Genomic DNA, 26,176 nt, shown 5'->3' on the forward strand with positions numbered 1-26,176 from the left:
TGACGGGCATTTTTTTATGGTCTGGAGATGACGCTTGCTGGATCAAATGGCTGGGGATGGTGCACCAAAACCGCTCACCAGAACATTCACAACATCAACCATCGCCAAACGGCCATCATGGCCGCTCACTGCTCAACTCTGGCGATCTACCGCAATACGGGCCAATGCGGCCAGGTGGGTTTTGGTGTCGCTGTCCGGCAAGACCGCCAGCGCGGCTATCGCGGCGGTCACTTCGCCATCGGCCACTTCACGGGCACTGGCAATCGCACCGGTTTCCTGCATGAGCGCCATCAGCCGCGGCATGATGTCCAGATTCCCCGCGCCGATCGCTTCTTTCAGTGCCGGAATTTCTGCTTCCGGCGCACGCTGCAGGGCGTAGATGACCGGCAGGGTCAGCTTGCCTTCACTCAGATCATCGCCGACATTCTTGCCGATATCCCCGGCATTGCCCGAGTAATCCAGTACGTCGTCCACAATCTGGAACGCGGTACCCAGATGCATGCCGTACTTGGCCAGCGCCTGCTCCACGTCATCCGTAGCGCCCGCCACCACGGCCCCCAGACGGGCTGACGCTTCAAACAGCTTGGCCGTCTTGTACTGGATGACCTGCAGGTAATCGGCCACGGTGATGTCCGTATCGCCAATGTTCATCAGCTGCAGCACTTCGCCTTCGGCGATCAGGTTGGTGGCATCGGCCAGAATTTCCTGCACGCGCATGCTGCCGACGCTCACCATCATCTGGAAACTGCGGGAATACAGAAAATCGCCCACCAGCACGGCAGCGGCATTGCCAAACATGGCATTGGCGGTTTCCTTGCCGCGACGCATGCCGGATTCGTCCACCACGTCATCGTGCAGCAAGGTCGAGGTATGGATCATCTCTACCACGGCCGCCAGCGTGTAATGGTAGGGGCTCTGGTTGTTGCAGGCCCGTGCGGCCATCAGTGTCAGCAGCGGACGCAAGCGCTTGCCGCCGTTGCCGACAATGTATTCGGCAATCTGGTTGACCAGCACCACTTCCGAGTGCAGGTTCTGGCGAATGCAGGCATCGACAGACTGCATGTCCTGGGCAAAAGCGGCTCTGACATCCGCAAAGGTAACGTTGGAAGAAGACACGATGACAATCCTGATCAGCAGTTCCAGGGCAAGCTGGAAGAAATATTCACAATTTGCGCCAGAGTTTACCGCAAAATGGCCTTCCCTGCTTTGCCAGAACCGCTGCCCGCCTGACTTTTCCCCGTTTCAAGGGGCAAAATGCAAAAACATTTGACAAATCATGGACTTTGCCGCAAAATCCGCGGTTCAGCTTATTGGCTGACACAGGTTTATATTCGAATATTGGAGCATGTTATGTATGCGGTCGTAAAAACTGGTGGCAAACAATACAAAGTTGCCATCGGCGAAAAACTCAAAGTAGAACAGATACCAGCAGACATCAACAGCGAAATCGTATTGGCAGAAGTTTTGCTGATCGCTAACGGCGAATCAGTAACTGTTGGTACTCCGCTTGTTGCTGGTGCAACCGTTAAAGCCACTGTGCTTTCTCAGGGTCGTCACGATAAAGTACGCATTTTCAAAATGCGTCGTCGTAAGCACTACCAGAAACGTCAGGGCCATCGCCAAAACTATACCGAACTGCAAATCACCGCAATCAACGCGTAAGTTCGGGACCAGCAAGGAGCATTGAAACATGGCACACAAAAAAGCAGGCGGTAGTTCACGTAACGGCCGCGACTCAGAATCAAAACGCTTGGGTACTAAAGCTTACGGCGGCGAACTGATCTCTGCCGGCAGCATTATTATCCGTCAACGCGGTACCAAATTCCACGCTGGCGAAAACGTCGGCATGGGCAAAGACCACACCTTGTTCGCCAAGGTTGAAGGTCGCGTACAGTTCGCTGTTAAAGGCGCTCTGAAACGCAAAACCGTGAGCATCATCCCTGCATAAGCAGTGAATGACCGGTTTGAAAAAGCCCTATTCGCAAGGATAGGGCTTTTGTGTTTTATGCGTTTTATACTGCTTAAAGTAGCAGGCAAATTATAATAATATCGGTCATCAGTCTCTATTGGCCATCATCCACTCGCAATGCGTGATGACCAATAGACATTGATGCCATTCCTGGATAGTGCCAACAACGGGCACAAAGGTGAATCATGAAATTTATTGACGAAGCACGCATCGAAGTGCAGGCCGGTAACGGCGGCAACGGCTCGGCCAGTATGCGCCGCGAAAAATTCATTCCGCGCGGCGGCCCTGACGGTGGCGATGGCGGCCGTGGCGGCAGCATCATTGCGGTGGCGGATGAAAACATCAACACGCTGGTAGACTACCGTTTCGTGAAGTCTTACCGCGCACGTCATGGCGAAAACGGCCGTGGCGCAGACTGCTACGGCAAGGGTGCGGAAGACGTCTACCTGCGCATGCCGGTTGGCACCGTGATTACCGACCGTGAAACCGGCGACTTTGTGGCCGACCTGACCCACAACGGGCAGGAAGTGGTGTTGGCACAAGGCGGTAAGGGCGGCCTCGGCAACCTGCATTTCAAATCGTCTACCAACCGGGCACCACGCCAGTTTACCTACGGTGAAGAAGGCGAACACCGCGAACTGATGCTGGAACTGAAAGTCCTGGCAGACGTTGGCCTGCTGGGGATGCCGAACGCTGGCAAATCCACCTTCATCCGCGCCGTATCCGCCGCACAACCTAAAGTGGCAGATTATCCGTTTACCACCCTGCACCCGAACCTGGGTGTGGTGCGTATCGACCACGAGCGCAGCTTTGTGATTGCGGACGTACCCGGTCTGATCGAAGGTGCAGCAGAAGGCGCTGGTCTCGGCCACCGCTTCCTGAAGCATTTGCAGCGTACCGGCTTGCTGCTGCACATTGTCGACCTGTCTCCGTTTGACGAAGCAGTCGACCCGGTAGCCGAGGCCCGTGCCATTGCCGAAGAACTGCGCAAGTACGATGAAGACCTGTATGGCAAACCGCGCTGGCTGGTCCTGAACAAGCTGGACATGATTCACGAAGACGAGCACGAAGAACGTATCAAAGACTTCCTGACCCGTTATGAATGGCCTGAAAATCCGGACCCGCTGGCACCTTTCGACCCGAAAGCACCGCGCTGGTTTGCCATTTCCGGCCTGACCGGTGACCATTGCAAAGAACTGACCTACGCCATCATGGATTATCTGGATGCGGTGCGTCCGAAGCGCCTGGCCGAAGAAGCCGGTGAAGTCGAGCCTGCAGAGCCGGAGCCTTGGGATCCGACCAAGGGCTGATCCGCCTCCTCGTCGCTGGCATGCAACGTGTGCCAGCCCATCTGCAGACGGTATTCAGTTTGCATTAGAAAACACTGGCCGCACCATTGTATAATGCGGCCAGTTTTCTTTTACCCAGACCCCATGACAGATAACTCTCCGCTTTTGGCGGATTTCTTCCAGACCAATATCGCCCCCGAAGAATTGCCGATGCTGCAGCCCTTGCTGGGTGCGCGTCCGTTGCTGGGGACGTTTATCGCCCTGTTCCGTGGCGGTGAGGAAGAAGTCTATGTCCGTTTACTGGTCCTGCGCGAAATTGGCGCCCGTGCCGATGCGCCGCGCTGGTCGCCACAGGAGCTGCAGCAGCATTTTGCCTACCTGAACCCGGTCAAGCTGGAAACCGTGCTCAAGCGCCTGCGCGAACACGGCCTGCTGGTCTGGGATGCCGACAACGGCCTGTACGAGCTGTCCGACCCCGCCCGGGCAGCGCTGGCGGCCTTGTCTACCTTGCTGGGTTTCGCCAGCCAGCCGGATCAGGAGCTGGATTACCTGACCTCACAGGTGGCCGCGGGCCAGTCTGTGGGCCAGGTATCGCTGGAAGCCATGAAGCATTTGCTGGCGGCGCTGAACAAGCTGTATCAGGAATTCACCGACGCACTGGAATCCCAGTCCGAATTCCGCATTCAGGCAGCCCAGGGCAAACTGGACCGGGTCTGGCGCAGTGTCGAAAAAGCCACTGCCGTGGCCCGCAGCATCTATACCGATGACGCGACACCCGGCGAGCTGGTCAGCACCGCGCAGGCCATCTCGCTGTCACAAAGCCGCTTGCTCAACCTGATGGGCACCTTCAAGCGCCGGCTGGCACAGCTGCAGCAGCAGCGCGTCCATCTTGGGCACTCCGGCCTGACCACGCGCGACATCACCACCTGGCTGCGCAACCGCTCGCAGAACGAGCTGGCGCACATGCTGTTTGAACTGCTGCCGGTGCTGCCTGACCCGGTATTTGTCACCTCGGACGAACTGCTGGATGTCGCCGAGTTCGAACTGATCGACCGCGAGCGCCAGGCCGACGTCAGCTTTGAGCTGCCGCCACCCGCCTCCGCTGCCGATACCCATATTCAGGAAGAAGTGTCCCTGCTGGCCGCCACCCGTTTCTTTGAGCGCCTGAACGACATTGACCAGCCAACCACGCTAAGCGATGCCTTGCTGGCCAGCGACTACGCCACCACCGCCTACCGGTTGTCCCTGTTGTCACTGCTGGGTGACCCGGATTCGGAAGTCGACCACAGTGTGGTGGCCGATCTGGCCGCCTTGCCGCTGGCACTGGCTGCCGACGGCGATGTCGAGCATGTCGACCACCCTGCCGTCAGCCGCATCAGCCGCGGCCACTTGCAACCCAAAGACTATGTCGCCCCCGTGGTGCCAGATACCGACACCACCGAGACACCGTTACAGGAAACCCCATGAGTGATCCGATTGCTACCCTGATTGCCCGCCTGCTGGCGCACCGCGTGTTGCCGCGGCAAGACCCGCTGGCGCGCCGTGCGCTGACGGACGACCGGTTCCGTCACGAACTGGACCAGCGCTTGCAGTCCAGCGGACTGGCCCTGCTGGAAAACCCCTATGCCGATCATGTTTCTGTCGCGCTGGCCAATGAACAGGTCAGCCAGGTATTTGGCCACGATGACGTGTGGCAAACCAATAACCAGGGCATGAAACGTGACGCGATTGCGTTGCTGACCGTGCTGTGGGCACTGATCATTCTGCCCAAGCGCCAGCGCCAGCACACCCGCCGCAAGCGCGAAGAACTGGACCAGGCTGACCTGTTTGGTGCAGAAAAACCCATGCCGAGCGGTAACGAAGTCTCTGGGGCATTGTCCGAAGAGGCCCTGGTGGCCGACTTTGGCCATGTTCTGGGCGGCAAGGGTCGCATCAACATGAACCTGGGGCAACTGGCCCGTCTGGGGTTCATCAAGCGCTATAACCACCAGATCAGCGAAGGCCCGCTGCTGGATCTGGCGCTGGACTACAGCAAACTGGCGCCGCGCATCATTGATGGGGCGCTGGGCGATGTGCTGCGCGATCTGGGGGCGGACATTCCTGACGAAATGCCCGTACCGGCCAGCGACGAAGATGACACCATGGATGAGGAGAACGCCTGATGTTTCGTATCAACTCGGTTGAAATGGTGCACTGGGACTTCTGGCAGCGTATCGAAGTCCCGCTGGACGCCCAGATTGTCACCATCATCGGCCCGAACGGCTCGGGCAAGACCACCCTGCTGGACGCGCTACGTACCCTGCTGGCGCTGGAATGCTCTGGCCGCCGCGATTACAAGCGCTATGTGCGCAACAACAAATCCCCGTTTGCCTGGTTGCGTGGCGTGGTGGACAACCCGCGGACCGGCGGTTTGTTCCCTTACCCGTTCTGGCCGCTGCAAAGCGAGCATGTAACGCTGTTCTGCCGCATCAAGCGCCAGGGGGGCGACTGGGTACGGCAATACGCCGTGGCCGATGGCAACGTGGCACTGAACCCGGAGACCGAAGCCACGCTGGAATGGCTGGGCGTGCAGGAATACCGCCGCCGCCTGGAGCAGGCCGGCCTGACCGCCGCCATTGCCAAAGTACTGGCACTGGAGCAGGGGGATACCGACAAACTGTGTGAATACACCCCCAAGCATCTGCTGGACCTGGTGTTCCAGGTGTTTGGTGACAAGGCGGTGCTGGACCACTACGCCGAAGCCAAGGACGAACAGAAAAAGGTCGAAGCCGAGCTGTCTGAACTGCAGCGCAACCTGAACGTACTGGAAAACGAAGTCGAACAGGCAGACCAGCGCGCCTCCCGCTATCTGGAATGGCGCCGCCTGAGCGACGAACTGACCCGTATCGAATCGGAAACCCTGCCACGGGTACGGCTGGAAGAACAGCACCAACGCATTGCGGATAACTGGAAAGAGCGCCGCGGCCTATGGCAGCAATGGCGCCAGTCGGCCGGTTTGGCCGCGGAGCGTCTGGTCGAGCATCAGGCACTGACCAGCCAGACCCAGGCAGCCAAAGCCGCCATGGATGCGGCGCAAAAAACCGAAGACCAGGCCCGGGAAGCCTTTGCCAACGTCAGCCGCAAACTGGAAGAAATCGACGAGAAACTGGCCGAGCGTGACAGCCTAAGCCAGCTGGCACGTGAGCTGCCGGACCAGGCCCGCATTGCCGAAGAAGTCGGCAAGCTGCGCCAGTCGCTGGAAAACGCCCGCCGCCAGAAAACCCGCCTGACTCAGGAACGCCGCGACTGGGCCGAACAGCTCGAAGCGCTGAAACTGACCGGCCGGATTCCGCTGCCGCATGACGTCACCCGCTTCCGCCAGCAGCTGGACGGCGAAGGCATTACCCATGATCTGGTCAGCGAGCTGATCGAGATTACCGATACCCGCTGGCAAGCCGCGGTGGAAGGCTTGCTGCGCCCGAACCGTTATGTGGTGCTGCTCAAGCGCCGCGATGACCGGCTGCGTGCCCGCGAAGCCGGCCAGCGTGCCCGCTATCGCCATTTTGTATCGGATGAACGCGATAGCGTGCCTGCCGCCCGCCCGGGGTCGCTGCTGGAAGCCGTGCGCTTCAGCGCCGACGTGCCAGCCTGGATTACCGATGCGCTCAACCGCGTCAGCAAGGTAGAAAACGTGCGCGATGGCGAGCGCATCAACGGTGACTGGATCACGCCGGACGGCTACTTCAAGGAGCGCCGCGGTACCCGCTTTATTGCCCCGGATGCAGCAGATTTTGTGCTGGGTGCAGGGACGCTGAAACAGCGCCAGCGGCAGCTGGAAGACCAGATTGCCGCCCATCTGGATCAGGAAAACCGGCTGGACAAGCAGATCACCCAGCTGCACCGCCAGCTGGAACCGCTGCAGAACATGCTCGACGGTGTATCCGCCGCGTCGCAACTGGCGCTGCGCAGTGCCGAATTCAGCGATGCAGAAGCCTCCCGTCCTGAACTGGCCGCCCAGAAAACCGCCTTGGGTGAAACCCTGCATACCGCATGGCGCATCAAGGAAACCGAGCGCGATGCCTATCTGGCCAAGGAACGTATCCAGAGTGAAGCCTGGCGCGCCTGGCAAGAAGCAGAAACGGCGGAACAGGCAGCCCTGCGCGAACGCCGTGGCAAACGCTTCTTGCTGATCGAGCAACTGAGCGCGCTCCGGCAGATGCGGGCCGGCATGCCGGCCGAATGGCTGCTCAGCGAGAACCGCCAGGCGCTACGCAGCCAGTACCCGGATGCAGCCACCGTGCTGGCCTACCGCAAAGCCCAGCAAGACCTGCTGGATGCCGGCTTGCTGCGCGGCGACTGGATTACCGACGATACCGTGCTGCTGCGTCGTGACCGCCTGCGCCAGCAGTACAACGAGCGCGCCACGCTGGTCAACGAACTGTCGATCCAGCTCGAACGCGCCAAGAGCCTGACCGAAGACGCCCGCGCGGCGTACATCAACAAGCTGAAATCCACCGTGCGCCAGTACGCCAGAAACATCAAGTCGCTCGGCGAACTGGCCGGCATTGAGGTGGAAACCGAAACGCCGCATCTGGAAAATGACGATCTGGTGCTGAACCAGGCGGGCCTGCAGGTCAAGTTCAACTTCGACCAGAAGGGCATGATGGGGCTGAACGATGGCGAAGCGTCCGGCGGCCAGCAGGTGATGAAGTCGCTGATTCTACTGGTGGGGCTGATGATGAACGAAGACCGTCCGAGCGGCTTTGTGTTCATTGATGAACCGTTTGCCCACTTGGACATCTTCAACATCGACCGTGTCGGGGCTTTCCTGAAAGCCACCGAGGCACAATACCTGATTACCACGCCAAACACGCACAACATCAACATTTTTGAGCCCAGCGAATTGACGCTGACTACCCGCAAGAAACGCCCGGGCGAGGCATGGGCACCGGCCATGCTGCAAACCCGCCGGCGCATCGAAGCATCGGCGGGCAAACGGCGCTAAACCGGCCGGGCGTGCCATTCTGACATGGCACGCCCATCCCGCCTGCTTGTCTCGGCGGATCACCACCTGCCATTGACTGGCCATGTCTTTCCAGCCCCCCAATCTGCCGATTGCAGCAGCATCTGTCGATTCCCGACAAACCGAAGCGTATCCGCTTGTCGCGCAATGCGCAGGATATCCCTTATAATCAGGCATCACTGGGGATTGTCATGTCATCTGTTATTGCGTCGGCGTCACGTATTGTTATCAAAGTTGGTTCTAGCCTGGTTACCGATGAAGGCAAAGGACTGGATCAGGAAGCCCTGGCCCGCTGGGCCAAGGAGATTGCCGAACTGAGTCGTCTGGGCAAACAAGTGGTGCTGGTATCGAGCGGCGCCATTGCCGAAGGAGTCAAACGTCTGGGCTGGCTCAAACGCCCGACCACGCTCCACGAGAAGCAGGCTGCCGCAGCAGTCGGCCAGATGGGGCTGGTACAAGGCTATGAAAGCTGTTTCCGTGAGCACGGGCTGAAAACCGCCCAGATTCTGCTCACCCACGAAGACATGGCGGACCGCACCCGTTACCTCAACGCACGTTCTACCCTGCTGACCTTGTTGCAACACAACGTCATCCCCATCATCAATGAGAACGATACCGTGGTCACCAGCGAAATCAAGTTTGGTGATAACGATACGCTGGGCGCACTGGTCACCAACCTGATCGACGCCGAAGCGCTGATCATCCTGACCGACCAGAAGGGGTTGTACAGTGCCGACCCGCGCAACAACCCGGCAGCCAAGTTCATCCACGAGGCAGAAGCCGGCCTGCCGGAACTGGAAGCCATGGCGGGGGGCGCGGGCTCCAGCGTGGGTACCGGTGGCATGTACACCAAGGTGATCGCGGCCAAACGGGCGGCGCGCAGTGGCGCGCATACCGTGATTGCCAGCGGCCGAGAACCGCATGTCCTGACCCGTCTGGCCCAAGGCGAAAGCATCGGCACACAACTGACCGCCCGCACCTCGCGGCTGGCCGCCAGAAAACAGTGGCTGGCCGCCCAGCTGCAAGTTGCCGGGGCCGTCACGCTGGACGATGGTGCCGTGAATGCGCTGCTGGCGGGTGCCAGCCTGTTGCCGGTGGGCGTTTCTGCCATCGGGGGTGAATTCCAGCGCGGGGATGTGGTACGCTGCCTGAAACCGGACGGCACCGAAATCGCCCGTGGTCTGATCAACTATGATTATCAGGAAGCGGCGCGCATCCTGCGTCAGCCAACCAGCAAGATCGAAGAAATCCTGGGTTATCTGGACGAGCCGGAGCTGATCCACCGGGACAACCTGGTGCTGCTGTAAACCGCCGCTGTCCACCCATTTACGGAAAGAACCTACATTATGCCTACACCCCATATCAATGCCCAACCCGGCGACTTTGCAGACGTGGTTCTGATGCCGGGCGACCCGCTGCGGGCCAAATTCATTGCCGACGAATGGCTGACCAACGCCCGCCAGGTGACGGATGTCCGCAACATGTGGGGCTTTACCGGTGAGTACAAAGGCAAACGGGTCTCGGTCATGGCGCATGGCATGGGTATTCCGTCTGCCAGCATCTATACCACCGAGCTGATCAAGGATTACGGCGTGAAAACCGTGATCCGCGTAGGTTCCTGTGGTGCCCTGAGCCCTCATCTGGCCATTCGTGACGTGATCATTGCCATGGGTGCATCGACCGACAGCAAGGTTAACCGCATGCGCTTCATGGACCATGACTACGCCGCCATTGCCAGCTACCCGCTGCTGCGCAAGGCAGTGGACACGGCTGAAGCCCTCGGCCGGCAAGTGCATGTTGGCAACGTGTTTTCTGCCGATTTGTTCTACAGCCCGCAACCGCAGATGTTTGACGTGATGGAAAAAATGAACGTCCTGGCAGTCGAAATGGAACTGGCTGGCGTGTACTCGGTGGCGGCCGAATACGGTGCGCAGGCCTTGGGTATTCTGACCGTATCGGACCACATCCGCACCGGGGAAGCCTCCAGCTCTGACGAACGCCAGAAGAGTTTCCGCGACATGATCGACATTGCCATGGAAACCGTGCTTGGCCTGTAAGCCGACGTCCGTCTGATCCATCCCATAAAAAACCGCCCTCACAGGCGGTTTTTTATGGGTAATCGATGTCCTTTATGTCCTGAAACGGCTCACCGACGCCTGCAACTCCTTGGCCAGCGATGCGATCTCTGCCGAGGCAGCCACCGCGGTATTGGATGCCCCGTGGGTTTCATCCACCACGCTGGCCACATTCTCGACATTTCCGGCCAGTACAGCACCTGCCTGGCTTTGTTCTGCCATGGCAATGGTCACGCCCTGCAAATGCGCCAGAGACTGGCGGGTTTCCATACGGATGGTCTGCAAGGCGTTGGCGGCGGCATTGACCTTGCTGGCCCCCTCCATCACCATCGGGCCAATATTCTGTACATAGCTGGATACCTGGCTGGTTTCTTCGACCACGGCTTTCACGATGCTGCCGATTTCGTCGGTCGCCTGTGTGGTACGCTCGGCCAGTTTTCTCACCTCGTCTGCCACCACGGCAAAGCCGCGCCCGGTCTCGCCTGCCCGTGCCGCTTCAATGGCGGCATTCAGCGCCAGCAGGTTGGTCTGGTTGGCAATCTCGCGAATGGTTTCGGCTATCCCGTTGATATGGCGGGTACGGTCGGACAGCAAATCCACCTGGGTATGAATTCGGTCGACCTCGGTGGCAACCCCTTGTATGTGCTGGGTCGCTTCCTTGGCCAGCGTCTCGCCTTCGCTGGCAAACCCGGCAGCCTGACTGGCCATGGCTTCAGTGTCTTTGGTCGTTGCCGTGACGTGGTCGATGCTGACCGACAGTTCCTCGATGGCCGCTGCCGCACTGGAGGTAGATTCGGATGCATTCTCCGACACCCGCTTGAGGTGCAGCATCTGTTCATCCAGCGTCTTGCTGGCGGACACGATATCCTGGCTGGCGCTACGGATACCGGTAATCATGGCCGAGAGGTTATCCTGCATTGCCTTCATGCACCCCAGCAGGCTGGACGCCTTGCCGTTCGCGCTGACATGCACCGTACGCGTCAGATCCCCCGCGGCAATCGCCTGCACCACATCGGTGGCATACTGCGGTTCACCGCCGAGGGACTTGATGATCGAACGCCCGATAATGCGCGTCAGCAGGGTGACGACAACAATCGTGACCAGACCCACTGCCAGCATCACGATGGCATTGCGCCAGAAAATGGCCTGAATATCGTCGATAAAGAAGCCGATCCCCACAATCCAGCCCCAGGGCTTGAATTCATACACCCCGTTGAGCTTGGGCAGCGGTACTTTCTCGCCCTTGCGAGTGGTCTGGATGGTGACCAGCGCATACTGCTCCTGCTGCACGGCTTCGTGATACAGGTCCGTCGTAAAACGGCCATCCGGCATTTTGCTGCCCTTGTCCACCTTGCCGATCAGCTCCTTTTTGGTGTGGAACTTGACCACATCATTGGCATCCCGGCCAAAAAAGTAAACATCATCGGCCTTCATGGCATCCAGCGCCTTGGCCGCCTGCTGTTGTGCATCTGCGCGGCTGAGCTTGCCACTCGCCTCCAGCTTGGCGTAGGCACCCAACAGGCCGTTCGACATTTTCAGCAGGCGGACGATCTGGTCGCGTTTTTCGGTTTCCAGGGTATTTTTGATGGCATGCAGGCCAATACCAGCCAGCAGCAGCAAGCCCAGAAAGCTGGCAGCGGTCACAACCGCCAGACGAGTAGAGAGTCTCATGGCAGTGTCCTTTGGAGAGAAGGAGAATTATTTTTATGGTTATGCGGAGGAGATATTTAAGTGTAGTCCCCTTGGCATAAATAGCAAAGTCCCCTGTCATACCCGCCAGAACTGCCGGGCTGACACCCCGGTGGAGGATTCGCACAAGCCGGCCAGATGGCTTATGATGTAGCCCCGCGACTACCTGTTGATGGATACCGATTCATGCTGATGTTGATCTCCCCTGCCAAAACGCTGGATTTTGAGACTCCGCTACCGACTGCCCGTTTTACCCAGCCTGCGTTTCTGGATCAGTCTGCCCCGCTGGTGGATATTCTCAAGCGCAAATCCCCGCAGGATATTGCCCAGCTGATGAGCCTTTCAGACAAGCTGGCCTGGCTCAACGCCGAACGCTACTCGCAATGGGCACCACCGTTTCATCCGGGCAATGCCCGGCCGGCCCTGTTTGCCTTCATGGGGGATGTGTACGAGGGGCTGAATGCCTATGCGCTGACCGATACCCAACTCGACTATGCCCAGCAGCATCTGGGCATTTTGTCTGGTCTGTACGGGTTGCTGCATCCGCTAGACCTGATCCAGCCGTATCGTCTGGAGATGGGGACCAAACTGCCGAACCCGGCCGGCAAAGACCTGTATGCCTACTGGAAAAAACGGCTGACTGCCGTGGTGAACCAGCGGCTGGAGAAAGCCAGGGTACTGGTGAACCTGGCGTCAGACGAATACTTCAAGGCCATCGATGCCAAGGCACTGACGGGCAAGCTGATTCAACCGGTGTTTCAGGACGAAAAGAACGGCCAGTACAAGATCATCAGTTTTTATGCCAAGCGTGCACGCGGCCTGATGGCCCGCTACGCCATGAATCATGGCCTGCAGGATGCAGAGCAGTTAAAACGGTTTGATAGTGAGGGGTATCGCTTTGAGGCCGGTTTGTCGGATGACAAACACTGGGTTTTTCGCCGGCCGGAAGTCCGCGCACAGCGCGCCTGACCAGCCTGTCCTGACGCGGCGCCTAGCGGCGGCCGCGCTTGTCCAGATACATGCGCTCGTCGGCCAGCCGCAATAGCGGCAGCACCTCGACGCCATCATGCGGGTAACTGGCCCAGCCGATCGAGGCATGAATCGTCACATGCTTGACGCCAATATTGATTGGCAAGCTGATGGCCATCCGTACCTTGCTGGCAATTTGCGGCAGGTCTTCCGGAGACTTTACGTCGGCCAGCATGACCACAAACTCGTCACCGCCGAAACGGGCAATCACGTCGTCCCCGCGCAAGGTACGTTTCAGACGGCGCGCGACCGAACGCAGCACGATATCGCCGGCTTCGTGGCCGTATTCATCGTTAATCTCTTTAAACAGGTCCAGATCCAGAAACAGCACGGCAGGCTGCACCTGTTTGCGCTCTACCGTTTTCAGGGCTTGCTGCAAGGTGCTGCTCAGGTATTCGCGGTTGTACAAGCCGGTCAGCACATCCTGCGAAGCCTTCAACTCATTCTTGATGGCGGACTCTTTCACGTCATGAATGTCCACCACGGTGCCGATATATCCGACCAGATTGCCGTCTTCTCCACGTAGCGCGCTGGCTTCCAGCCTTACCCAGACAATATTGCCGTTCGCCGGGTCGGTATAGCGCAGCTCTTCGGCAAAATGTCCTTCCAGCTGCACGCAAGACGACCAGGCACGCTCGATGCGAGCGATGTCTTCATCTGCCACGTTATGGGTCCAGCGCACCACATGCTGCTCGTCCGGCGTCACACCAGCCATTTTCAGCCAGCGGTCGTTGGCAAACCGGACCACCCCTTGCAGGTCTACCTCGAAAATGCCGACGGGAGCCTGCTTGGCCAGCTCACGGAAACGCTGCTCGCTGCGGAACAGCTGTTCCTGGGCGGCAGAAATATGTTCCAGTTTGTCTGACAGCTGGCGGGACTGTTGCCGCAACAACTGCTCGCGACGCACCACCTCGGTCACGTCCATGATCTGCAGCAAACACCAGATGCCTTGCGGGGTTTTCAGCGGCTTGAGCTTGACGGACTGCTTGATACGGGTCGTGCTTTGGTCGCCAATGGCAAACAGGGGGAACGGCGTCGGATGCAGTGCATGGGCAAACAGGCGTGCCAGGCCCAGATCCAGCACTTCACGCACGCCCATGGCAATGCGGCGGTCGATGGGGGCCGCAAAGGCTTCTGTCAGTCCAAGACCGGCCACCTCCTGAAACGAACGACGGCTGAACTGCTCTACCCAGCGATTCCATAGCCGTATCCTGCCCTGGTCATCCAGCACGATCAGGCCGGCATCTATGGCCTCTGCAAAGATATTGAGCATGTCGATAGCGGGTTGCGAGTTCATCGGGTTACCTGGGAAATCAAATGCCAAACAGACGCTGCACCTGGGCCATGAAGCCCCTGACAGAGGCCACATCCATGATGAACAACATATAGCCCGAGATATTCTGGGTCGACATGGTCATCCCGATTTGTGCAATCAGGATCACGTCGCTATTGATGTACGGATCGAATAAGGACGCCGCTTCCGTGGTCTTCACCACCGGCAGGGTTCCCTCGATGGTGGTTTGGAACAGATTGGCCAGACTGCTCATGCAGGAGTTGATAATGATGTTGCCGATTTCGGCCAGCGCATCCTGCTCCAGCTCGGTGATCTGGTCAATGGAGGTACCATCGCCCAGCATCTTGCGGACAATTTCCAGGCTGCCCTGCTCCGGAAACACCAGCATGGTGTCGGTATGAAAGGCATCCCCCGCATCAAAATGCTGGTTGATGGCGCACAGCCGGTCTACCTTGTCAGCACCTTGAACCTTGCCCAGTTCTTTGAGGAGTTCTTCGCGGCGCAGAATCTTGACCGTCGGCACGGTCAGCTCGATCGGTTCGGCAACCATTTCGGAAAACACGGCAGCGGCTTCTCCCAGCGACAGATTGAACGTCTCAGCGAGTGCATCTAGCTGCAGCTCGGTAAAGTCGGCAAATAACTGTTTATCATCCGTCATTGGATCATCCCGAAAGACACATGTTGTCTGATGGCTGGCAACACTTCAGCACTGCCCGGATTCGATTAGTGGGTCAGCGCGGTCAGAATAGCACTGACCACCGTTTCGGTCACCGGCTTGCGGAAAAATGACACCTTGAGTGCGTTGGCGGTATCCCGCACCGAGTCCTGCACGTTGGCAGTCAGCATCGCCAGCTTGATCTGCGGATACTGCGCCCTGAGGACGGCGGCCAGTTCCAGCCCATTCATGCCCGGCATGTTCATGTCCAGAATGGCAATATCGACCTGATGGGCACCCAGAACCTCCAGCGCTTCGGCGCCGTCTTTCGCCTCGACAATCACGGATGCAGGCCGCAGAGACCGGATCAGGGCAGCACACAGCATCCGGGAAACCCGGCTGTCATCTACCAGCAAGATGGTTAAGTTGTCTGGCATGTCAAATTTCCAGTTTCATTGGTTTTCTTAGTCTAACACCATACAGATGAATGCACAGTCAGTTAAATCATGAAATTTTATAAAATTATTCATAGGAATCAGGCGGGATATTTCTTTGGATTATGCTGCTCTGGTAATACCCTTCCAGCTGACTTCTATCCCATGCTTGCCAAGGGCTGCAGCCAGCTTTTCGACCACCTGAAAGTTGGAGTGTTCCGCCCCCAGCTCGGCTTCCAGCTGCACAACTCCCATGTCCTCATGCTGTGACAGGCTGTGAACCCGGATTTGCAGCTTTTCCGCCTGCTGGGCCAGACTTTGCCGGATGCCGAGCGTCTGCTCCGGATGGCAGCGCACCGACAGCACGTAACGGGTATCCGGGTTTTCGGCATACCCCATGGACAAGTCCATGCGAATGGCAATATCCCGCAGCACCACATTGGCAATCACAATCACCAGGGTGGCAATACTGGCTTCCTTCAGGGCACCGGCGCCGGTCAGAATCCCGACCGCCGCTGCACACCAGAGGGTGGCCGCCGTATTCAGTCCCTTGACGGTAATCCCTTCCCTAAACATCAGGCCCGCCCCCAGAAAACCGATACCGGACACCACCTGGGCCGCAATCCGCTGGCCACCGACCTCTTCGGGGAAAAAGAAACTGGCACTGACAAACAGCATGGCCCCGCCGCTAACGAGGGCATTGGTTTTCAAACCGGCCAAGCGGTGATGCCACTGCCGCTCAGCCCCGATCAGGGAGCCCAGCAGCAGCGCCATCACGCTTCTGATCAGAAAATCTTGTACGCTCATACGCTAATCCGTGTAACCGAACCGTTGCCTGAAACAGGCAAATCCAAAAGATCGCCCGCCGCATCAACGGCAGGCCATATCTTGAATACTAGTATTGAATCGGGGTTTGGTACAGGATGGACGGTCAAACAACCGGCGTGACAGAAAACAGCTTCAGGTTAATGCGGCCTGCGGCAGAAAACGCCACGCCTTCTTCTTCCAGCAACAGGCGCTGCAGGTCATCGTGCCCCATCCAGCCGCGCGGGCTGATGGCACCGGATGCATTCACAACCCGCCACCACGGCAGCGGAGAACCTTCCGGCAAGCCGGAGAGGATTTTCCCCACCAGGCGCGCGCGGCGCGGCAGGCCAGCCTGCAAGGCGATGTGCCCGTAGGTCATCACCCTGCCCGCCGGAATGGCCGCCACCACTGCCAGAATGGCATCCCGGGCAGCGGCTTGGGTCATGTTACTTGCGTTCAACCTGGCTGACGTCACGCACGGCACCGGTATCGGCCGAGGTTGTCATGGCCGCATACGCGCGCAAGGCAGCTGAGACCACGCGGTCACGCTTGACCGGCTTCCAGGCATCCTTGCCCTTGGCTTCCATGGCAGCACGACGTGCAGACAAGACGTCATCGGCCACTTTGAGCACGATGCTGCGGTTCGGAATGTCGATCTCGACCGTATCGCCTTCTTCCACCAGCCCGATCAGACCACCTTCGGCAGCTTCCGGACTAACGTGACCGATCGACAGACCGGACGTACCGCCAGAGAAGCGGCCATCGGTCAGCAATGCACATGCCTTGCCCAGACCTTTGGACTTCAGGTAACTGGTCGGGTACAGCATTTCTTGCATGCCCGGGCCGCCTTTCGGTCCTTCGTAGCGGATGATCACGATATCGCCAGCGACCACTTCGTCCGCCAGAATGGCGGCCACCGAGTCTTCCTGGCTCTCGAATATCCGCGCACGGCCGGTGAACTTGAGAATGGAGTCATCCACGCCCGCGGTTTTCACGATACAGCCACGCTCGGCAATATTGCCGTACAGCACGGCCAGGCCGCCATCTTGCGAATAGGCGTGTTCCTTGTCACGGATACACCCGTTGGCCCGGTCGTTATCGATGGTCGGGTAACGCATGGACTGGGAGAACGCGATGGTGGTCGGCACGCCGCCAGGCGCTGCGCGATAGAAGGTATGCGCTTCGGAATCTGCTGGCTGGCGCTGGATATCCCAGGCTTCCAGTCCGGCACCCAAAGATGGCGCGTGTACGGTCGGAATGTCACGGTTGATCAGGCCGGCGCGGTCCAGTTCCGCCAGAATCCCCACTACGCCACCGGCACGGTGCACGTCTTCCATGTGGTATTTCTGGGTGGCTGGGGCCACTTTGGACAGACACGGCACACGACGGGAGATGCGGTCGATGTCTTTCATGGTGAAGTCCACACCGGCTTCGCGGGCAGCGGCCAGCAGGTGCAACACGGTATTGGTAGAGCCGCCCATGGCCACATCCAGGCTCATGGCGTTCTCGAAGGCAGCAAACGTGGCAATCGAGCGAGGCAGCACAGACTCGTCATCCTGCTCGTAATAGCGTTTGGCCAGTTCCACGATGGTACGACCTGCTTTCAGGAACAACTGCTTGCGGTCGGCATGGGTGGCCACCAGCGAACCGTTACCCGGCAGGCTCAGGCCCAGGGCTTCGGTCAGGCAGTTCATGGAGTTGGCAGTAAACATGCCGGAACAAGAACCGCAAGTCGGGCAGGCAGAGCGCTCTACCGCAGCCACTTCTTCGTCCGATACGTCCGGGTTGGCCGCTTCCACCATGGCGTCCACCAGATCCAGATGGCGCTCTTCACCGCGCCAGTTGACCTTGCCCGCTTCCATCGGGCCGCCGGACACGAACACCACCGGAATATTCAGGCGCAGCGCGGCCATCAGCATCCCCGGGGTGATCTTGTCACAGTTGGAGATACACACCAGCGCATCGGCCGTATGGGCATTGACCATGTACTCGACCGAGTCGGCAATCAGGTCACGGCTTGGCAGCGAATACAGCATGCCACCATGACCCATGGCGATCCCGTCATCCACGGCAATGGTGTTGAATTCTTTGGCCACACCGCCGGCACGTTCGATCTCGCGCGCCACCAGTTGCCCCATGTTCTGCAGGTGTACATGGCCCGGCACAAACTGGGTGAACGAGTTGGCAATGGCGATGATGGGCTTGTTGAAATCGGCATCAGTCATGCCTGTGGCGCGCCACAGGGCACGGGCACCGGCCATGTTACGGCCACCAGTGGATGTTTTTGAACGGTATTGCGGCATGATCTTGGCTCTTTACAGTTTTAACAGTCGTATTGCAATCGGTTGTCAGACGCCCTCATCGATCAGCGAGCAGGATGGCGTGCAAGGCATTGGGAACACAAACAAGGGCACCCGGTCTTATGGACGGGCAGTTGCATGCATCCCGGGCGGCGCAGCAAATGGCATGCGCGGGCACGGATGAGGTGCTTCCTGTGTACTGCTTTGTCTTGCACAGTGTAGCAAATCAGGCCACACGGGGTATAACAAAACAGATAACAAGGTATAATCCCCGATTCTAAAGGAAAACCGGTAATTTCGCATGGCTCTTAACTTTGCCGAACTGCATTTAAGCCCCGTTGCATTTCACATTCCCGTGATTAACTGGCCCGTCCACTGGTATGGCCTGATGTACATGACAGCTTTTCTGCTGTTTCTGCTGCTGGGACGCGTGCGCCTGTTACAGCGCAGCGACCTTGGCTGGACCGCCAGAGACCTGGACGACCTGCTGTTTTACGGCGCCATCGGCGTGATTCTGGGCGGGCGACTTGGCTATATCCTTTTCTACCAGTTCTCCGAATACGCAGCCCATCCGCTGGATATCCTGAAAGTCTGGCAAGGCGGCATGTCGTTTCATGGCGGCATGCTGGGCGTGATCTTTGCCATGCTGTTTTTTGCCCGCAAAAAGCAGGTCACCTGGATGACCGTCACCGACTTCATTGCCCCGACCGTACCGCTGGGACTAATGGTGGGCCGGATCGGCAATTTCATCAACGGCGAACTCTGGGGCCGGGTCACCCGTGCCGATGCCCCGTGGGCGATGCTGTTCCCGACCGCACGTGCAGAAGACCTGGCGTATGCCAAAGCTCACCCGGAGGTACAGAGCGTGCTGCTGCAACTGGGCGCCTTGCCAAGACATCCGTCCCAGCTGTATCAGGCCGCACTGGAAGGCCTGCTGCTGTTTATCGTGCTATGGATTTACGGGCGCAAGGTGCGGCCAACCGGCGCCGTGTCCGGCCTGTTCCTGTTCGGTTACGGCCTGCTACGCTTCATGGCCGAATTTGCCCGCGAACCGGATGATTTTCTGGGCTATCTGGCGCTGAACCTCTCCATGGGCCAATGGCTATGCCTGCCGATGATTCTGGTGGGCTACTGGATGCTGCATGTGTCTACCAAAAAGGGAAACCGCTACCGCTAAGCCCGGGTAGCGCGCAATCAAAAACAACAAGGCCGGGTCATGGTGACCCGGCCTTGTTGTTTTTGAATACCGGGCAAGTGGGCCCTTATTTGCTGTGCGAGCGTTTCCAGAAGCTGAGTTTGTCGGCCAGTTGCGCCAGCCAGCTATCCGGGAAATGCACCTTGGCCGGGTAGTACGGCTCGGCAATGATGTTTTCCGCCTCCACCCCTTTGCTAAGGGCTATCTTGGCCATATGCGGCAGCACCGCCGGCATGCCCGACAGGTACACGCGCAGCTGCTCAAAATCAGCCTCCAGCAACCGGAACGCCTCCAGAAACCCGTCCACCCCATACTCAGATACCGCAAACACCCGGTAGTCAAAGCCGTGCTTTTGCGCCAGCCGCTGGATATGCTCGTGATACAGCGGCGTCGCGGATTCACCGAAATGCCAGAAAGACAAGGTCGTCTGCCCGTCCGCCAGACTGGATTGCAAAATGGAGAGCGCCGACGCCATGCTGTCCCCCACCGCAGCAATCAGTGTGGGGCCATCGTGCCGGCCCCGCCAGTAGGCCTCTCCGTAAGGACCTTCAAACAGCACCTTGTCGCCGGGTTTTAGCAACCGCGCAAACTGCCGGGTGTAGGCACCATCCGGCCGTGCTTTGACCAGCAAGGTCAGCATCTGCTCGCCCGGCCGGTTGGCCAGCGAATAGCAGCGCCAGGGCAACCCGGCAATTTCGACACGGATGAACTGCCCGGGCGCAAACTGCAATGCGGCCCCCATCACCTGCAGCTCTACCTTCAGGTAACCGGTGTCGCCCAAGGGCTCGATGGCATGCACTTTGGCCTGACCGTAACGCACGGTAAAACAGGCTTCGTCATCGTCTGCCAGCCAGGCAATCGAGACCGGGCCGCGCGGGTAGGCCCGGCAGGCCAGGATTTCGCCACGGGCGGCATCCTCGGCGGTCAGGGCATCCGGACTGAACGCCTCCATCTCGACCTGGCCTTCGATCAGCTTGCATTTGCATTGGCCGCAATCACCGCCCTGACAGGCGTGCGGAAAAGGGACACCCGAACTCAAGATGGCTTCCAGCAAGGTACCATGACGGTAAGGGATTTCGGTGGGCCACTGCGCCAGGGTGATTTTTTGGGGCGCCAGGCGAGTTGTTGTATGTGGCAATCTGGTCATGCGTTAAATGGCCTTTGGAGAAAACAGACACCAGGGATATTAAAACTGCTTTCAAATGCCAATGCCTTGCCAGGGTGGCGGCAAAACACGGGCAGGCACTGCTACGTCAAAGTGTAGCACTTTCCGCCAAGCGGTACGGAACAATGCACCATTCATCCATCTGTCTGCACAAAAAATAGACAAATTTCTTTCGGATCAACCCGCTTCGAGTTACAATGCCTACCCCTGTGCATTATCTGTAACAAAGATATCCCTCAGGGCACATTTGCTCAACCCGGAAAAACACGCGCAGTTACCCGTATCATGCACATCGGCCCGATTACTCTTAAAAACAACGTCATCATGGCGCCAATGGCAGGAGTAACCGACAGACCGTTTCGCATGCTGGCCAAACGGCTGGGAGCAGGGCTGGCCGTCTCCGAGATGGTCACCTCCATTCCCGGCTTGTGGAAAACGGACAAAACCGTTCGCCGGGGTAACCATCAGGGTGAACCCGGGCCCATCGCGGTACAGATTGCCGGGGCAGAACCGACCATGATGGCAGAAGCCGCCCGCTACAATGTCGACAAAGGCGCCGAGATCATCGACATCAACATGGGTTGCCCGGCCAAAAAGGTTTGCAATGTGGCCGCCGGATCGGCCCTGATGCGCAATGAAGTGCTGGTGGGACAGATTCTGGAAGCCGTCGTCAATGCCGTACAGGTACCGGTGACGCTGAAGTTCCGGACCGGCTGGGATGCAGACAACAAAAACGCTGTCCGGATTGCACAGATTGCTGTCGAAAGCGGCATCCAGTCGCTGGCAGTACACGGGCGCACCCGCGCCTGCGGTTATACCGGTGCGGTGGAATACGACACCATCCGCGCGGTCAAATCGGCGGTATCCATCCCGGTGGTGGCCAACGGGGATATCGACTCGGCCCAGAAAGCTGCCGAGGTGCTGGCGTATACCGGCGCCGATGCGGTGATGATTGGCCGGGCCGCCCAAGGCCGGCCATGGCTGTTTCGCGAAGTGGTGCAGTACCTGCAGGACGGAACCCTCCCGCCCCCGCCCGGTTATGCGGAGATTCGGGACATTGTCCTGCATCATCTGGCCGATCTGTACGATTTTTACGGGGAAGCCCAGGGTTGCAAGATTGCCCGCAAGCATATTGGCTGGTACGTAAAACAATTGCCGGAAGGTGAGCTTTTCCGGCAGCGCATGAATCTGCTGACCGATGCGGGCAGCCAGCACCAGGCAGTGCATCAGTATTTCGATACGCTCATGACACAAAGCGGACACGCATGAGCGTCATCTCCTGTTGGTGAGTAGCCATCAGCAGGCCGGCCAGTCTTCCGCCCAAGCACAGACGGCCACACCCTAAAGACATATAAAGCAATAACAATAAGGATTTGCAAGTTATGAATTCACTCGATGTGCCAAACATCCAATTGACGCCCGTCACCGACAGCACCTGCGACCCGATCTCGGCGTGCGTCAACCAGGCGCTCAAGCAGTATTTTGCCGATCTGGATGGAGAAACGCCGGCCAATGTCTACGACATGGTCCTGCGCAGCATCGAAAAACCCCTGCTGCTGCACGTCTTGCAAGAGGCGGGCGGCAATCAGAGCAAGGCGGCCGACTGGCTGGGCCTTAACCGCAATACGCTTCGCAAGAAAATGAAGGAACATGGCCTGCTGTAACAGACAGCCCGCCATAGAATATCCTGCACCCCGTTTTATGTTAGTTCGACTATTTTTGCTCAGGAAAAACCATGGATCTCTGCAAAATCAAACGCGCGCTGATCAGCGTCTCCGATAAAACCGGCGTACTGGCATTTGCCCAGGCGCTGGCAGCCAACGGCGTTCACATTCTGTCTACTGGCGGTACCGCCAAACTGCTGGCAGACAATGGCGTGCCCGTCACCGAAGTCGCGGACTATACCGGCTTCCCGGAAATGCTGGATGGCCGCGTGAAAACCCTGCACCCGAAAATTCATGGTGGCATCCTGGGCCGTCGTGACCTGGAAAGCCATGTTGCCAAGATGGCCGAACACGACATCGGCAACATCGACCTGGTCTGCGTCAACCTGTACCCGTTTGAAGCCACCATCGCCAAGCCGGACTGCAGCTTTGAAGACGCGATTGAAAACATCGACATTGGCGGCCCGGCCATGGTGCGCTCTGCCGCCAAGAACCATGCCCATGTCGCCATCGTGACCGATGCCGAAGACTACGAAACACTGACCGCAGAAATGGCTGCGAACGATGGCGCGCTGAGCCTGAAAACCCGTCAGGCCCTGGCCAAAAAAGCCTTCAGCCACACCGCAGCTTACGATGGTGCCATCAGCAACTACCTGACCGCCCTGACCGAAGACGGCGAGAAACAATCCTTCCCGAACCGCCTGAACCTGCAGTTTGTCAAAGTGCAAGACATGCGTTACGGCGAAAACCCGCACCAGGGCGCTGCGTTCTATCGCGACCTGCACCCGGCCGCCGGCAGCCTGGCCCACTACCAGCAGTTGCAAGGCAAAGAACTGAGCTATAACAACATTGCCGATTCGGACGCCGCCTGGGAAGCCGTCAAGCAATTCGACGAACCAGCCTGTGTCATCGTCAAGCACGCCAACCCGTGCGGCGTTGCGGTTGCTGCCGACCCGCTGACCGCTTACCGTCTGGCCTTTACCACCGACACCACCAGCGCCTTTGGCGGCATCATCGCCTTTAACCGCGAAGTGGACGGCCAGACCGTAGAGGCCGTGACCGGCCAGTTCCTGGAAGTGCTGATTGCCCCGTCTTTCACCGCAGAAGCCAAAGAACTGATCGCCGCCAAGAAAAACGTGCGCGTACTGGAAGTACCGCTGACAGCCGGCGCCAACCACTTTGACCTGAAGCGCGTGGGTGGCGGCTTGCTGGTACAAACACCAGACCTGCACCAGATCACCGCAGCCGACCTGAAGGTCGTGACCAAACTGCAACCGACCGCAGCCCAGCTGAAAGACCTGCTGTTTGCGTGGCGCGTGGCCCACTTTGTGAAGTCTAACGCCATTGTCTTCTGTGGCAACGGCCAGACCCTGGGTGTGGGCGCCGGCCAGATGAGCCGTGTGGACTCTACCCGCATCGCCGCCATCAAGGCGAAAAATGCCGGCCTGGAACTGAAAGGCTCTGTCTGCGCTTCAGACGCGTTCTTCCCGTTCCGTGACGGTGTAGACGTGATTGCCGAAAACGGCGTATCCGCCATCATCCAGCCAGGCGGCTCGATGCGTGACGACGAAGTGATTGCCGCCGCCGACGACCATGGCATTGCCATGGTCGTGACCGGTATCCGCCACTTCCGCCACTAAGCAACACCAGACGCCAGATGCCTGTCTGACGGGCATCTGGCGTTTTGCTTTTTTGCCATTTGAAGAATGATTTGATTAATGTTGTCCACCTGCCAGACTGCAGTTGCAGGTGTCTAGTTTATCCGGAGTCCCCATGCCCATTGCACAGGTAGAATCACTCGATCACGAAGGTCACGGCGTTGCCCATGTCGAGGGAAAAACCATTTTCATTGACGGTGCATTGACGGGGGAAACCGTAGAATACAGCAGCTACCGCAAGAAACCGGCCTTCGAGAACGCCCAGATCAGCCGGGTGCTGAGCGAGAGCAGCCAGCGCGTGACCCCGAAATGCCAGCACTTTGGTGTGTGCGGCGGATGCTCGATGCAGCATCTGGAAGCCAGCGCCCAGGTGGCCGCCAAGCAGCGGGTACTGGAAGACAACCTGTGGCACATCGGCAAGGTCAAGGCCGAGCGCATTCTGCCCGCCATTTACGGCCCGACCTGGGGCTACCGTCACCGCGCCCGCCTGTCTGCCCGCTATGTCGAGAAAAAAGGCGGCATGCTGGTCGGTTTCCACGAAAAGCGCTCCAGTTTTATTGCCGACATGACCAAGTGCGAAATTCTGCCACCGCATGTCTCTGCCCTGCTGGTGCCGCTGCGCGGCCTGATTGCCGGTTTGTCGATTTCCCGCCGCATGCCGCAGGTCGAGCTGGCGGTGGGCGACAAGGTCACGGCGCTGGTGTTGCGCAACATGGACCCGATCACCCCGGAAGACGAAGCCCGCCTGGCCGACTTTGCCGCTAAGCACAGCAAACCGCACCCGATCCAGTTCTGGCTGCAGCCCAAAGGGCCGGATACTGTCTTCCCGCTGTGCCCGGCAGATGCGCCCAAGCTGACCTATACCCTGCCGGAATTCGGCATCGAAATGCCGTACAAACCGACCGAGTTCACCCAGGTTAACCCGTTTATCAACCGGGTAATGGTACGCCGTGCCATCGACCTGCTGGACCCGCAACCGGGCGAAGCCATTGCCGACATGTTCTGTGGTCTGGGCAACTTTACCTTGCCGATTGCCCGCCGTGGCGCAGAGGTACTGGGCATGGAAGGCAGCCGTCAGCTGTGCGAGCGCGCCGTCGAAAACGCCACCCACAACGGTTTGCAGGACAAGACCCGCTTTACCGAAGCCAACCTGTTTGAAATGACCGAAGAAGGCTTTCTGGCCCTGGGCGACTTTGACCGCATGCTGATCGACCCGCCGCGCGATGGCGCCATGGAGCTGGTCAAGTCCATCGGGCTGGCCATGCAGCGCCGCCCGGATGCCCTCAAGCGCATTGTGTACGTGTCTTGCAACCCGGCCACCCTGGCGCGCGACGCCAACGTGTTGGTACACGTACACGGCTACAAGCTGAAAGCCGCCGGCATCGTCAACATGTTCCCGCATACCGCCCACGTCGAAAGCATGGCTTGGTTCGAGCGTGACCCGGATTTTGTCCGCCCGGCCCCTGTCGAAGAGGTAAACGATGCAAACGAATGATGTCCTGCGCAGCGTGCGCTACATGCTCGACCTGAGCGAAGCCAAACTGGCAGCCGTCATTGCCGAAGGCGGCCAGGAAGTCTCGGTCGACGCGTTGCACCAGTACCTGAAAAAGGACGACGAGGCCGACTACCTGCCGTGCCCGGACGAGGTACTGGGTGCCTTGCTGGATGGGCTGGTGTATGTACGACGCGGCCGGGATGAAACCCGCCCGCAAGTGCCGGCCGAATTACCGGTGAGCAACAACACGGTGCTGAAGAAACTGCGGGTGGCTTTCGAGCTGAAAGATGTGGATATCCAGGCCATCCTGAAACAGGCCGGGTTTGATGTCTCTACCTCAGAACTGGGGGCGTTTTTCCGCAAGCCGGATCACCGCCACTATCGCCCGTGCGGCGACCAGTTCCTGCGCAACTTCCTCAAGGGGCTGACGCTGCGGGTACGCCGCTAAGCCGGGTG

General features: G+C 58.8%; 24 protein-coding genes. 15 read left to right on the forward strand and 9 right to left on the reverse strand.

All coding sequences use genetic code 11. The features are described 5' to 3' along the window. Positions 1-132: 132 nt before the first annotated feature. A complete protein-coding gene (locus F552_RS0108255) occupies positions 133-1,116 on the reverse strand; it encodes a polyprenyl synthetase family protein (RefSeq protein WP_018151264.1) in 984 nt (327 codons plus the stop codon). 234 nt (positions 1,117-1,350) lie between these two features. Between F552_RS0108255 and rplU the strand changes: the two genes are divergently transcribed. The 8 genes from rplU to deoD all read left to right on the forward strand — a co-directional run bounded on the left by rplU (position 1,351) and on the right by deoD (position 10,317). Next, the gene (gene rplU / locus F552_RS0108260; RefSeq protein WP_018151265.1) at positions 1,351-1,662 is read left to right on the forward strand and encodes a 50S ribosomal protein L21; all 312 of its coding nucleotides are present in this window, start codon (positions 1,351-1,353) and stop codon (positions 1,660-1,662) included. 28 nt (positions 1,663-1,690) lie between these two features. Next, complete coding sequence (rpmA, locus tag F552_RS0108265; protein WP_018151266.1) at positions 1,691-1,948, forward strand: 50S ribosomal protein L27; 258 nt, start codon at positions 1,691-1,693, stop codon at positions 1,946-1,948. Positions 1,949-2,154: 206 nt separating this feature from the next. Continuing rightward, positions 2,155-3,279, forward strand: a complete 1,125-nt coding sequence (gene obgE, locus F552_RS0108270; RefSeq protein ID WP_018151267.1) for a GTPase ObgE — start codon at positions 2,155-2,157, stop codon at positions 3,277-3,279. Positions 3,280-3,402: 123 nt separating this feature from the next. After that, positions 3,403-4,725, forward strand: coding sequence for a hypothetical protein (locus F552_RS0108275; RefSeq protein ID WP_018151268.1), 1,323 nt, complete (start codon positions 3,403-3,405; stop codon positions 4,723-4,725). Further along, on the forward strand, positions 4,722-5,420 hold the full coding sequence (locus tag F552_RS0108280; RefSeq protein WP_018151269.1) for a hypothetical protein: 699 nt from the start codon (positions 4,722-4,724) through the stop codon (positions 5,418-5,420). Before F552_RS0108275 ends, F552_RS0108280 begins: the two co-directional genes overlap by 4 nt. Next, positions 5,420-8,242, forward strand: a complete 2,823-nt coding sequence (locus F552_RS0108285) for an AAA family ATPase (protein ID WP_018151270.1) — start codon at positions 5,420-5,422, stop codon at positions 8,240-8,242. The genes F552_RS0108280 and F552_RS0108285 overlap by 1 nt, the downstream gene beginning before the upstream one ends. Positions 8,243-8,451: 209 nt before the next feature. Beyond that, positions 8,452-9,567, forward strand: a complete 1,116-nt coding sequence (gene proB, locus F552_RS0108290; RefSeq protein WP_026182524.1) for a glutamate 5-kinase — start codon at positions 8,452-8,454, stop codon at positions 9,565-9,567. A gap of 39 nt (positions 9,568-9,606) precedes the next feature. Further along, positions 9,607-10,317 (forward strand): purine-nucleoside phosphorylase, encoded by a 711-nt coding sequence (gene deoD / locus F552_RS0108295; protein ID WP_018151272.1) that lies wholly within the window; start codon positions 9,607-9,609, stop codon positions 10,315-10,317. 72 nt (positions 10,318-10,389) lie between these two features. On the opposite strand, the gene F552_RS0108300 is transcribed toward deoD, so the two are convergent. Further along, positions 10,390-12,006 carry a methyl-accepting chemotaxis protein gene (locus tag F552_RS0108300; RefSeq protein ID WP_018151273.1) on the reverse strand — a complete coding sequence of 539 codons (1,617 nt, stop codon included), beginning with the start codon at positions 12,004-12,006 and terminating at the stop codon, positions 10,390-10,392. 204 nt (positions 12,007-12,210) lie between these two features. On the opposite strand from F552_RS0108300, the gene yaaA reads away from it, so the two are divergent. Continuing rightward, a complete protein-coding gene (gene yaaA / locus F552_RS0108310; RefSeq protein ID WP_018151275.1) occupies positions 12,211-12,993 on the forward strand; it encodes a peroxide stress protein YaaA in 783 nt (260 codons plus the stop codon). Positions 12,994-13,015: 22 nt separating this feature from the next. On the opposite strand, the gene F552_RS18825 is transcribed toward yaaA, so the two are convergent. From F552_RS18825 to ilvD, 6 genes are all read right to left on the reverse strand, one after another. After that, positions 13,016-14,350 (reverse strand): sensor domain-containing diguanylate cyclase, encoded by a 1,335-nt coding sequence (locus F552_RS18825; protein ID WP_018151276.1) that lies wholly within the window; start codon positions 14,348-14,350, stop codon positions 13,016-13,018. A gap of 16 nt (positions 14,351-14,366) precedes the next feature. Then, complete coding sequence (locus F552_RS18830; protein WP_018151277.1) at positions 14,367-15,005, reverse strand: chemotaxis protein CheC; 639 nt, start codon at positions 15,003-15,005, stop codon at positions 14,367-14,369. A 65-nt stretch (positions 15,006-15,070) separates the two neighbouring features. Continuing rightward, positions 15,071-15,439 carry a response regulator transcription factor gene (locus F552_RS0108325; protein WP_018151278.1) on the reverse strand — a complete coding sequence of 123 codons (369 nt, stop codon included), beginning with the start codon at positions 15,437-15,439 and terminating at the stop codon, positions 15,071-15,073. A 120-nt stretch (positions 15,440-15,559) separates the two neighbouring features. Beyond that, the gene (locus F552_RS0108330; RefSeq protein ID WP_018151279.1) at positions 15,560-16,243 is read right to left on the reverse strand and encodes an MgtC/SapB family protein; all 684 of its coding nucleotides are present in this window, start codon (positions 16,241-16,243) and stop codon (positions 15,560-15,562) included. A gap of 124 nt (positions 16,244-16,367) precedes the next feature. Then, positions 16,368-16,688 (reverse strand): MGMT family protein, encoded by a 321-nt coding sequence (locus F552_RS0108335; protein WP_018151280.1) that lies wholly within the window; start codon positions 16,686-16,688, stop codon positions 16,368-16,370. Position 16,689: 1 nt separating this feature from the next. Further along, complete coding sequence (gene ilvD / locus F552_RS0108340) at positions 16,690-18,546, reverse strand: dihydroxy-acid dehydratase (protein ID WP_018151281.1); 1,857 nt, start codon at positions 18,544-18,546, stop codon at positions 16,690-16,692. Positions 18,547-18,844: 298 nt separating this feature from the next. Here ilvD and lgt point away from each other — a divergent pair, with 298 nt between their 5' ends. Then, a complete protein-coding gene (gene lgt / locus F552_RS0108345; RefSeq protein ID WP_018151282.1) occupies positions 18,845-19,720 on the forward strand; it encodes a prolipoprotein diacylglyceryl transferase in 876 nt (291 codons plus the stop codon). Positions 19,721-19,805: 85 nt separating this feature from the next. Here the strand turns inward: lgt and F552_RS20020 are convergent, their stop codons facing one another. Then, on the reverse strand, positions 19,806-20,885 hold the full coding sequence (locus F552_RS20020; protein WP_018151283.1) for a 2Fe-2S iron-sulfur cluster-binding protein: 1,080 nt from the start codon (positions 20,883-20,885) through the stop codon (positions 19,806-19,808). 303 nt (positions 20,886-21,188) lie between these two features. On the opposite strand from F552_RS20020, the gene dusB reads away from it, so the two are divergent. From dusB to F552_RS0108380, 5 genes are all read left to right on the forward strand, one after another. Then, positions 21,189-22,172, forward strand: coding sequence for a tRNA dihydrouridine synthase DusB (gene dusB, locus F552_RS0108360; protein WP_026182525.1), 984 nt, complete (start codon positions 21,189-21,191; stop codon positions 22,170-22,172). A gap of 113 nt (positions 22,173-22,285) precedes the next feature. Beyond that, positions 22,286-22,567 (forward strand): helix-turn-helix domain-containing protein, encoded by a 282-nt coding sequence (locus F552_RS0108365; protein WP_018151285.1) that lies wholly within the window; start codon positions 22,286-22,288, stop codon positions 22,565-22,567. A gap of 71 nt (positions 22,568-22,638) precedes the next feature. Beyond that, positions 22,639-24,207 (forward strand): bifunctional phosphoribosylaminoimidazolecarboxamide formyltransferase/IMP cyclohydrolase, encoded by a 1,569-nt coding sequence (gene purH / locus F552_RS0108370; protein ID WP_018151286.1) that lies wholly within the window; start codon positions 22,639-22,641, stop codon positions 24,205-24,207. A 133-nt stretch (positions 24,208-24,340) separates the two neighbouring features. Beyond that, on the forward strand, positions 24,341-25,720 hold the full coding sequence (gene rlmD / locus F552_RS0108375; protein WP_018151287.1) for a 23S rRNA (uracil(1939)-C(5))-methyltransferase RlmD: 1,380 nt from the start codon (positions 24,341-24,343) through the stop codon (positions 25,718-25,720). Further along, the gene (locus F552_RS0108380; protein WP_018151288.1) at positions 25,707-26,168 is read left to right on the forward strand and encodes a YehS family protein; all 462 of its coding nucleotides are present in this window, start codon (positions 25,707-25,709) and stop codon (positions 26,166-26,168) included. Before rlmD ends, F552_RS0108380 begins: the two co-directional genes overlap by 14 nt. Positions 26,169-26,176 lie beyond the last annotated feature (8 nt).

This window comes from Leeia oryzae DSM 17879 (assembly GCF_000376945.1).
Lineage (GTDB): Bacteria > Pseudomonadota > Gammaproteobacteria > Burkholderiales > Leeiaceae > Leeia > Leeia oryzae.

Bases quoted from the DNA above. Each gene is read 5' to 3' on its own strand.
- rplU (WP_018151265.1), top strand. From the start codon at position 1,351: ATGTATGCGGTCGTAAAAACTGGTGGCAAACAATACAAAGTTGCCATC.
- rpmA (WP_018151266.1), top strand. From the start codon at position 1,691: ATGGCACACAAAAAAGCAGGCGGTAGTTCACGTAACGGCCGCGACTCA.
- obgE (WP_018151267.1), top strand. From the start codon at position 2,155: ATGAAATTTATTGACGAAGCACGCATCGAAGTGCAGGCCGGTAACGGC.
- F552_RS0108275 (WP_018151268.1), top strand. From the start codon at position 3,403: ATGACAGATAACTCTCCGCTTTTGGCGGATTTCTTCCAGACCAATATC.
- F552_RS0108280 (WP_018151269.1), top strand. From the start codon at position 4,722: ATGAGTGATCCGATTGCTACCCTGATTGCCCGCCTGCTGGCGCACCGC.
- F552_RS0108285 (WP_018151270.1), top strand. From the start codon at position 5,420: ATGTTTCGTATCAACTCGGTTGAAATGGTGCACTGGGACTTCTGGCAG.
- proB (WP_026182524.1), top strand. From the start codon at position 8,452: ATGTCATCTGTTATTGCGTCGGCGTCACGTATTGTTATCAAAGTTGGT.
- deoD (WP_018151272.1), top strand. From the start codon at position 9,607: ATGCCTACACCCCATATCAATGCCCAACCCGGCGACTTTGCAGACGTG.
- F552_RS0108300 (WP_018151273.1), bottom strand. From the start codon at position 12,006: ATGAGACTCTCTACTCGTCTGGCGGTTGTGACCGCTGCCAGCTTTCTG.
- yaaA (WP_018151275.1), top strand. From the start codon at position 12,211: ATGCTGATGTTGATCTCCCCTGCCAAAACGCTGGATTTTGAGACTCCG.
- F552_RS18825 (WP_018151276.1), bottom strand. From the start codon at position 14,350: ATGAACTCGCAACCCGCTATCGACATGCTCAATATCTTTGCAGAGGCC.
- F552_RS18830 (WP_018151277.1), bottom strand. From the start codon at position 15,005: ATGACGGATGATAAACAGTTATTTGCCGACTTTACCGAGCTGCAGCTA.
- F552_RS0108325 (WP_018151278.1), bottom strand. From the start codon at position 15,439: ATGCCAGACAACTTAACCATCTTGCTGGTAGATGACAGCCGGGTTTCC.
- F552_RS0108330 (WP_018151279.1), bottom strand. From the start codon at position 16,243: ATGAGCGTACAAGATTTTCTGATCAGAAGCGTGATGGCGCTGCTGCTG.
- F552_RS0108335 (WP_018151280.1), bottom strand. From the start codon at position 16,688: ATGACCCAAGCCGCTGCCCGGGATGCCATTCTGGCAGTGGTGGCGGCC.
- ilvD (WP_018151281.1), bottom strand. From the start codon at position 18,546: ATGCCGCAATACCGTTCAAAAACATCCACTGGTGGCCGTAACATGGCC.
- lgt (WP_018151282.1), top strand. From the start codon at position 18,845: ATGGCTCTTAACTTTGCCGAACTGCATTTAAGCCCCGTTGCATTTCAC.
- F552_RS20020 (WP_018151283.1), bottom strand. From the start codon at position 20,885: ATGACCAGATTGCCACATACAACAACTCGCCTGGCGCCCCAAAAAATC.
- dusB (WP_026182525.1), top strand. From the start codon at position 21,189: ATGCACATCGGCCCGATTACTCTTAAAAACAACGTCATCATGGCGCCA.
- F552_RS0108365 (WP_018151285.1), top strand. From the start codon at position 22,286: ATGAATTCACTCGATGTGCCAAACATCCAATTGACGCCCGTCACCGAC.
- purH (WP_018151286.1), top strand. From the start codon at position 22,639: ATGGATCTCTGCAAAATCAAACGCGCGCTGATCAGCGTCTCCGATAAA.
- rlmD (WP_018151287.1), top strand. From the start codon at position 24,341: ATGCCCATTGCACAGGTAGAATCACTCGATCACGAAGGTCACGGCGTT.
- F552_RS0108380 (WP_018151288.1), top strand. From the start codon at position 25,707: ATGCAAACGAATGATGTCCTGCGCAGCGTGCGCTACATGCTCGACCTG.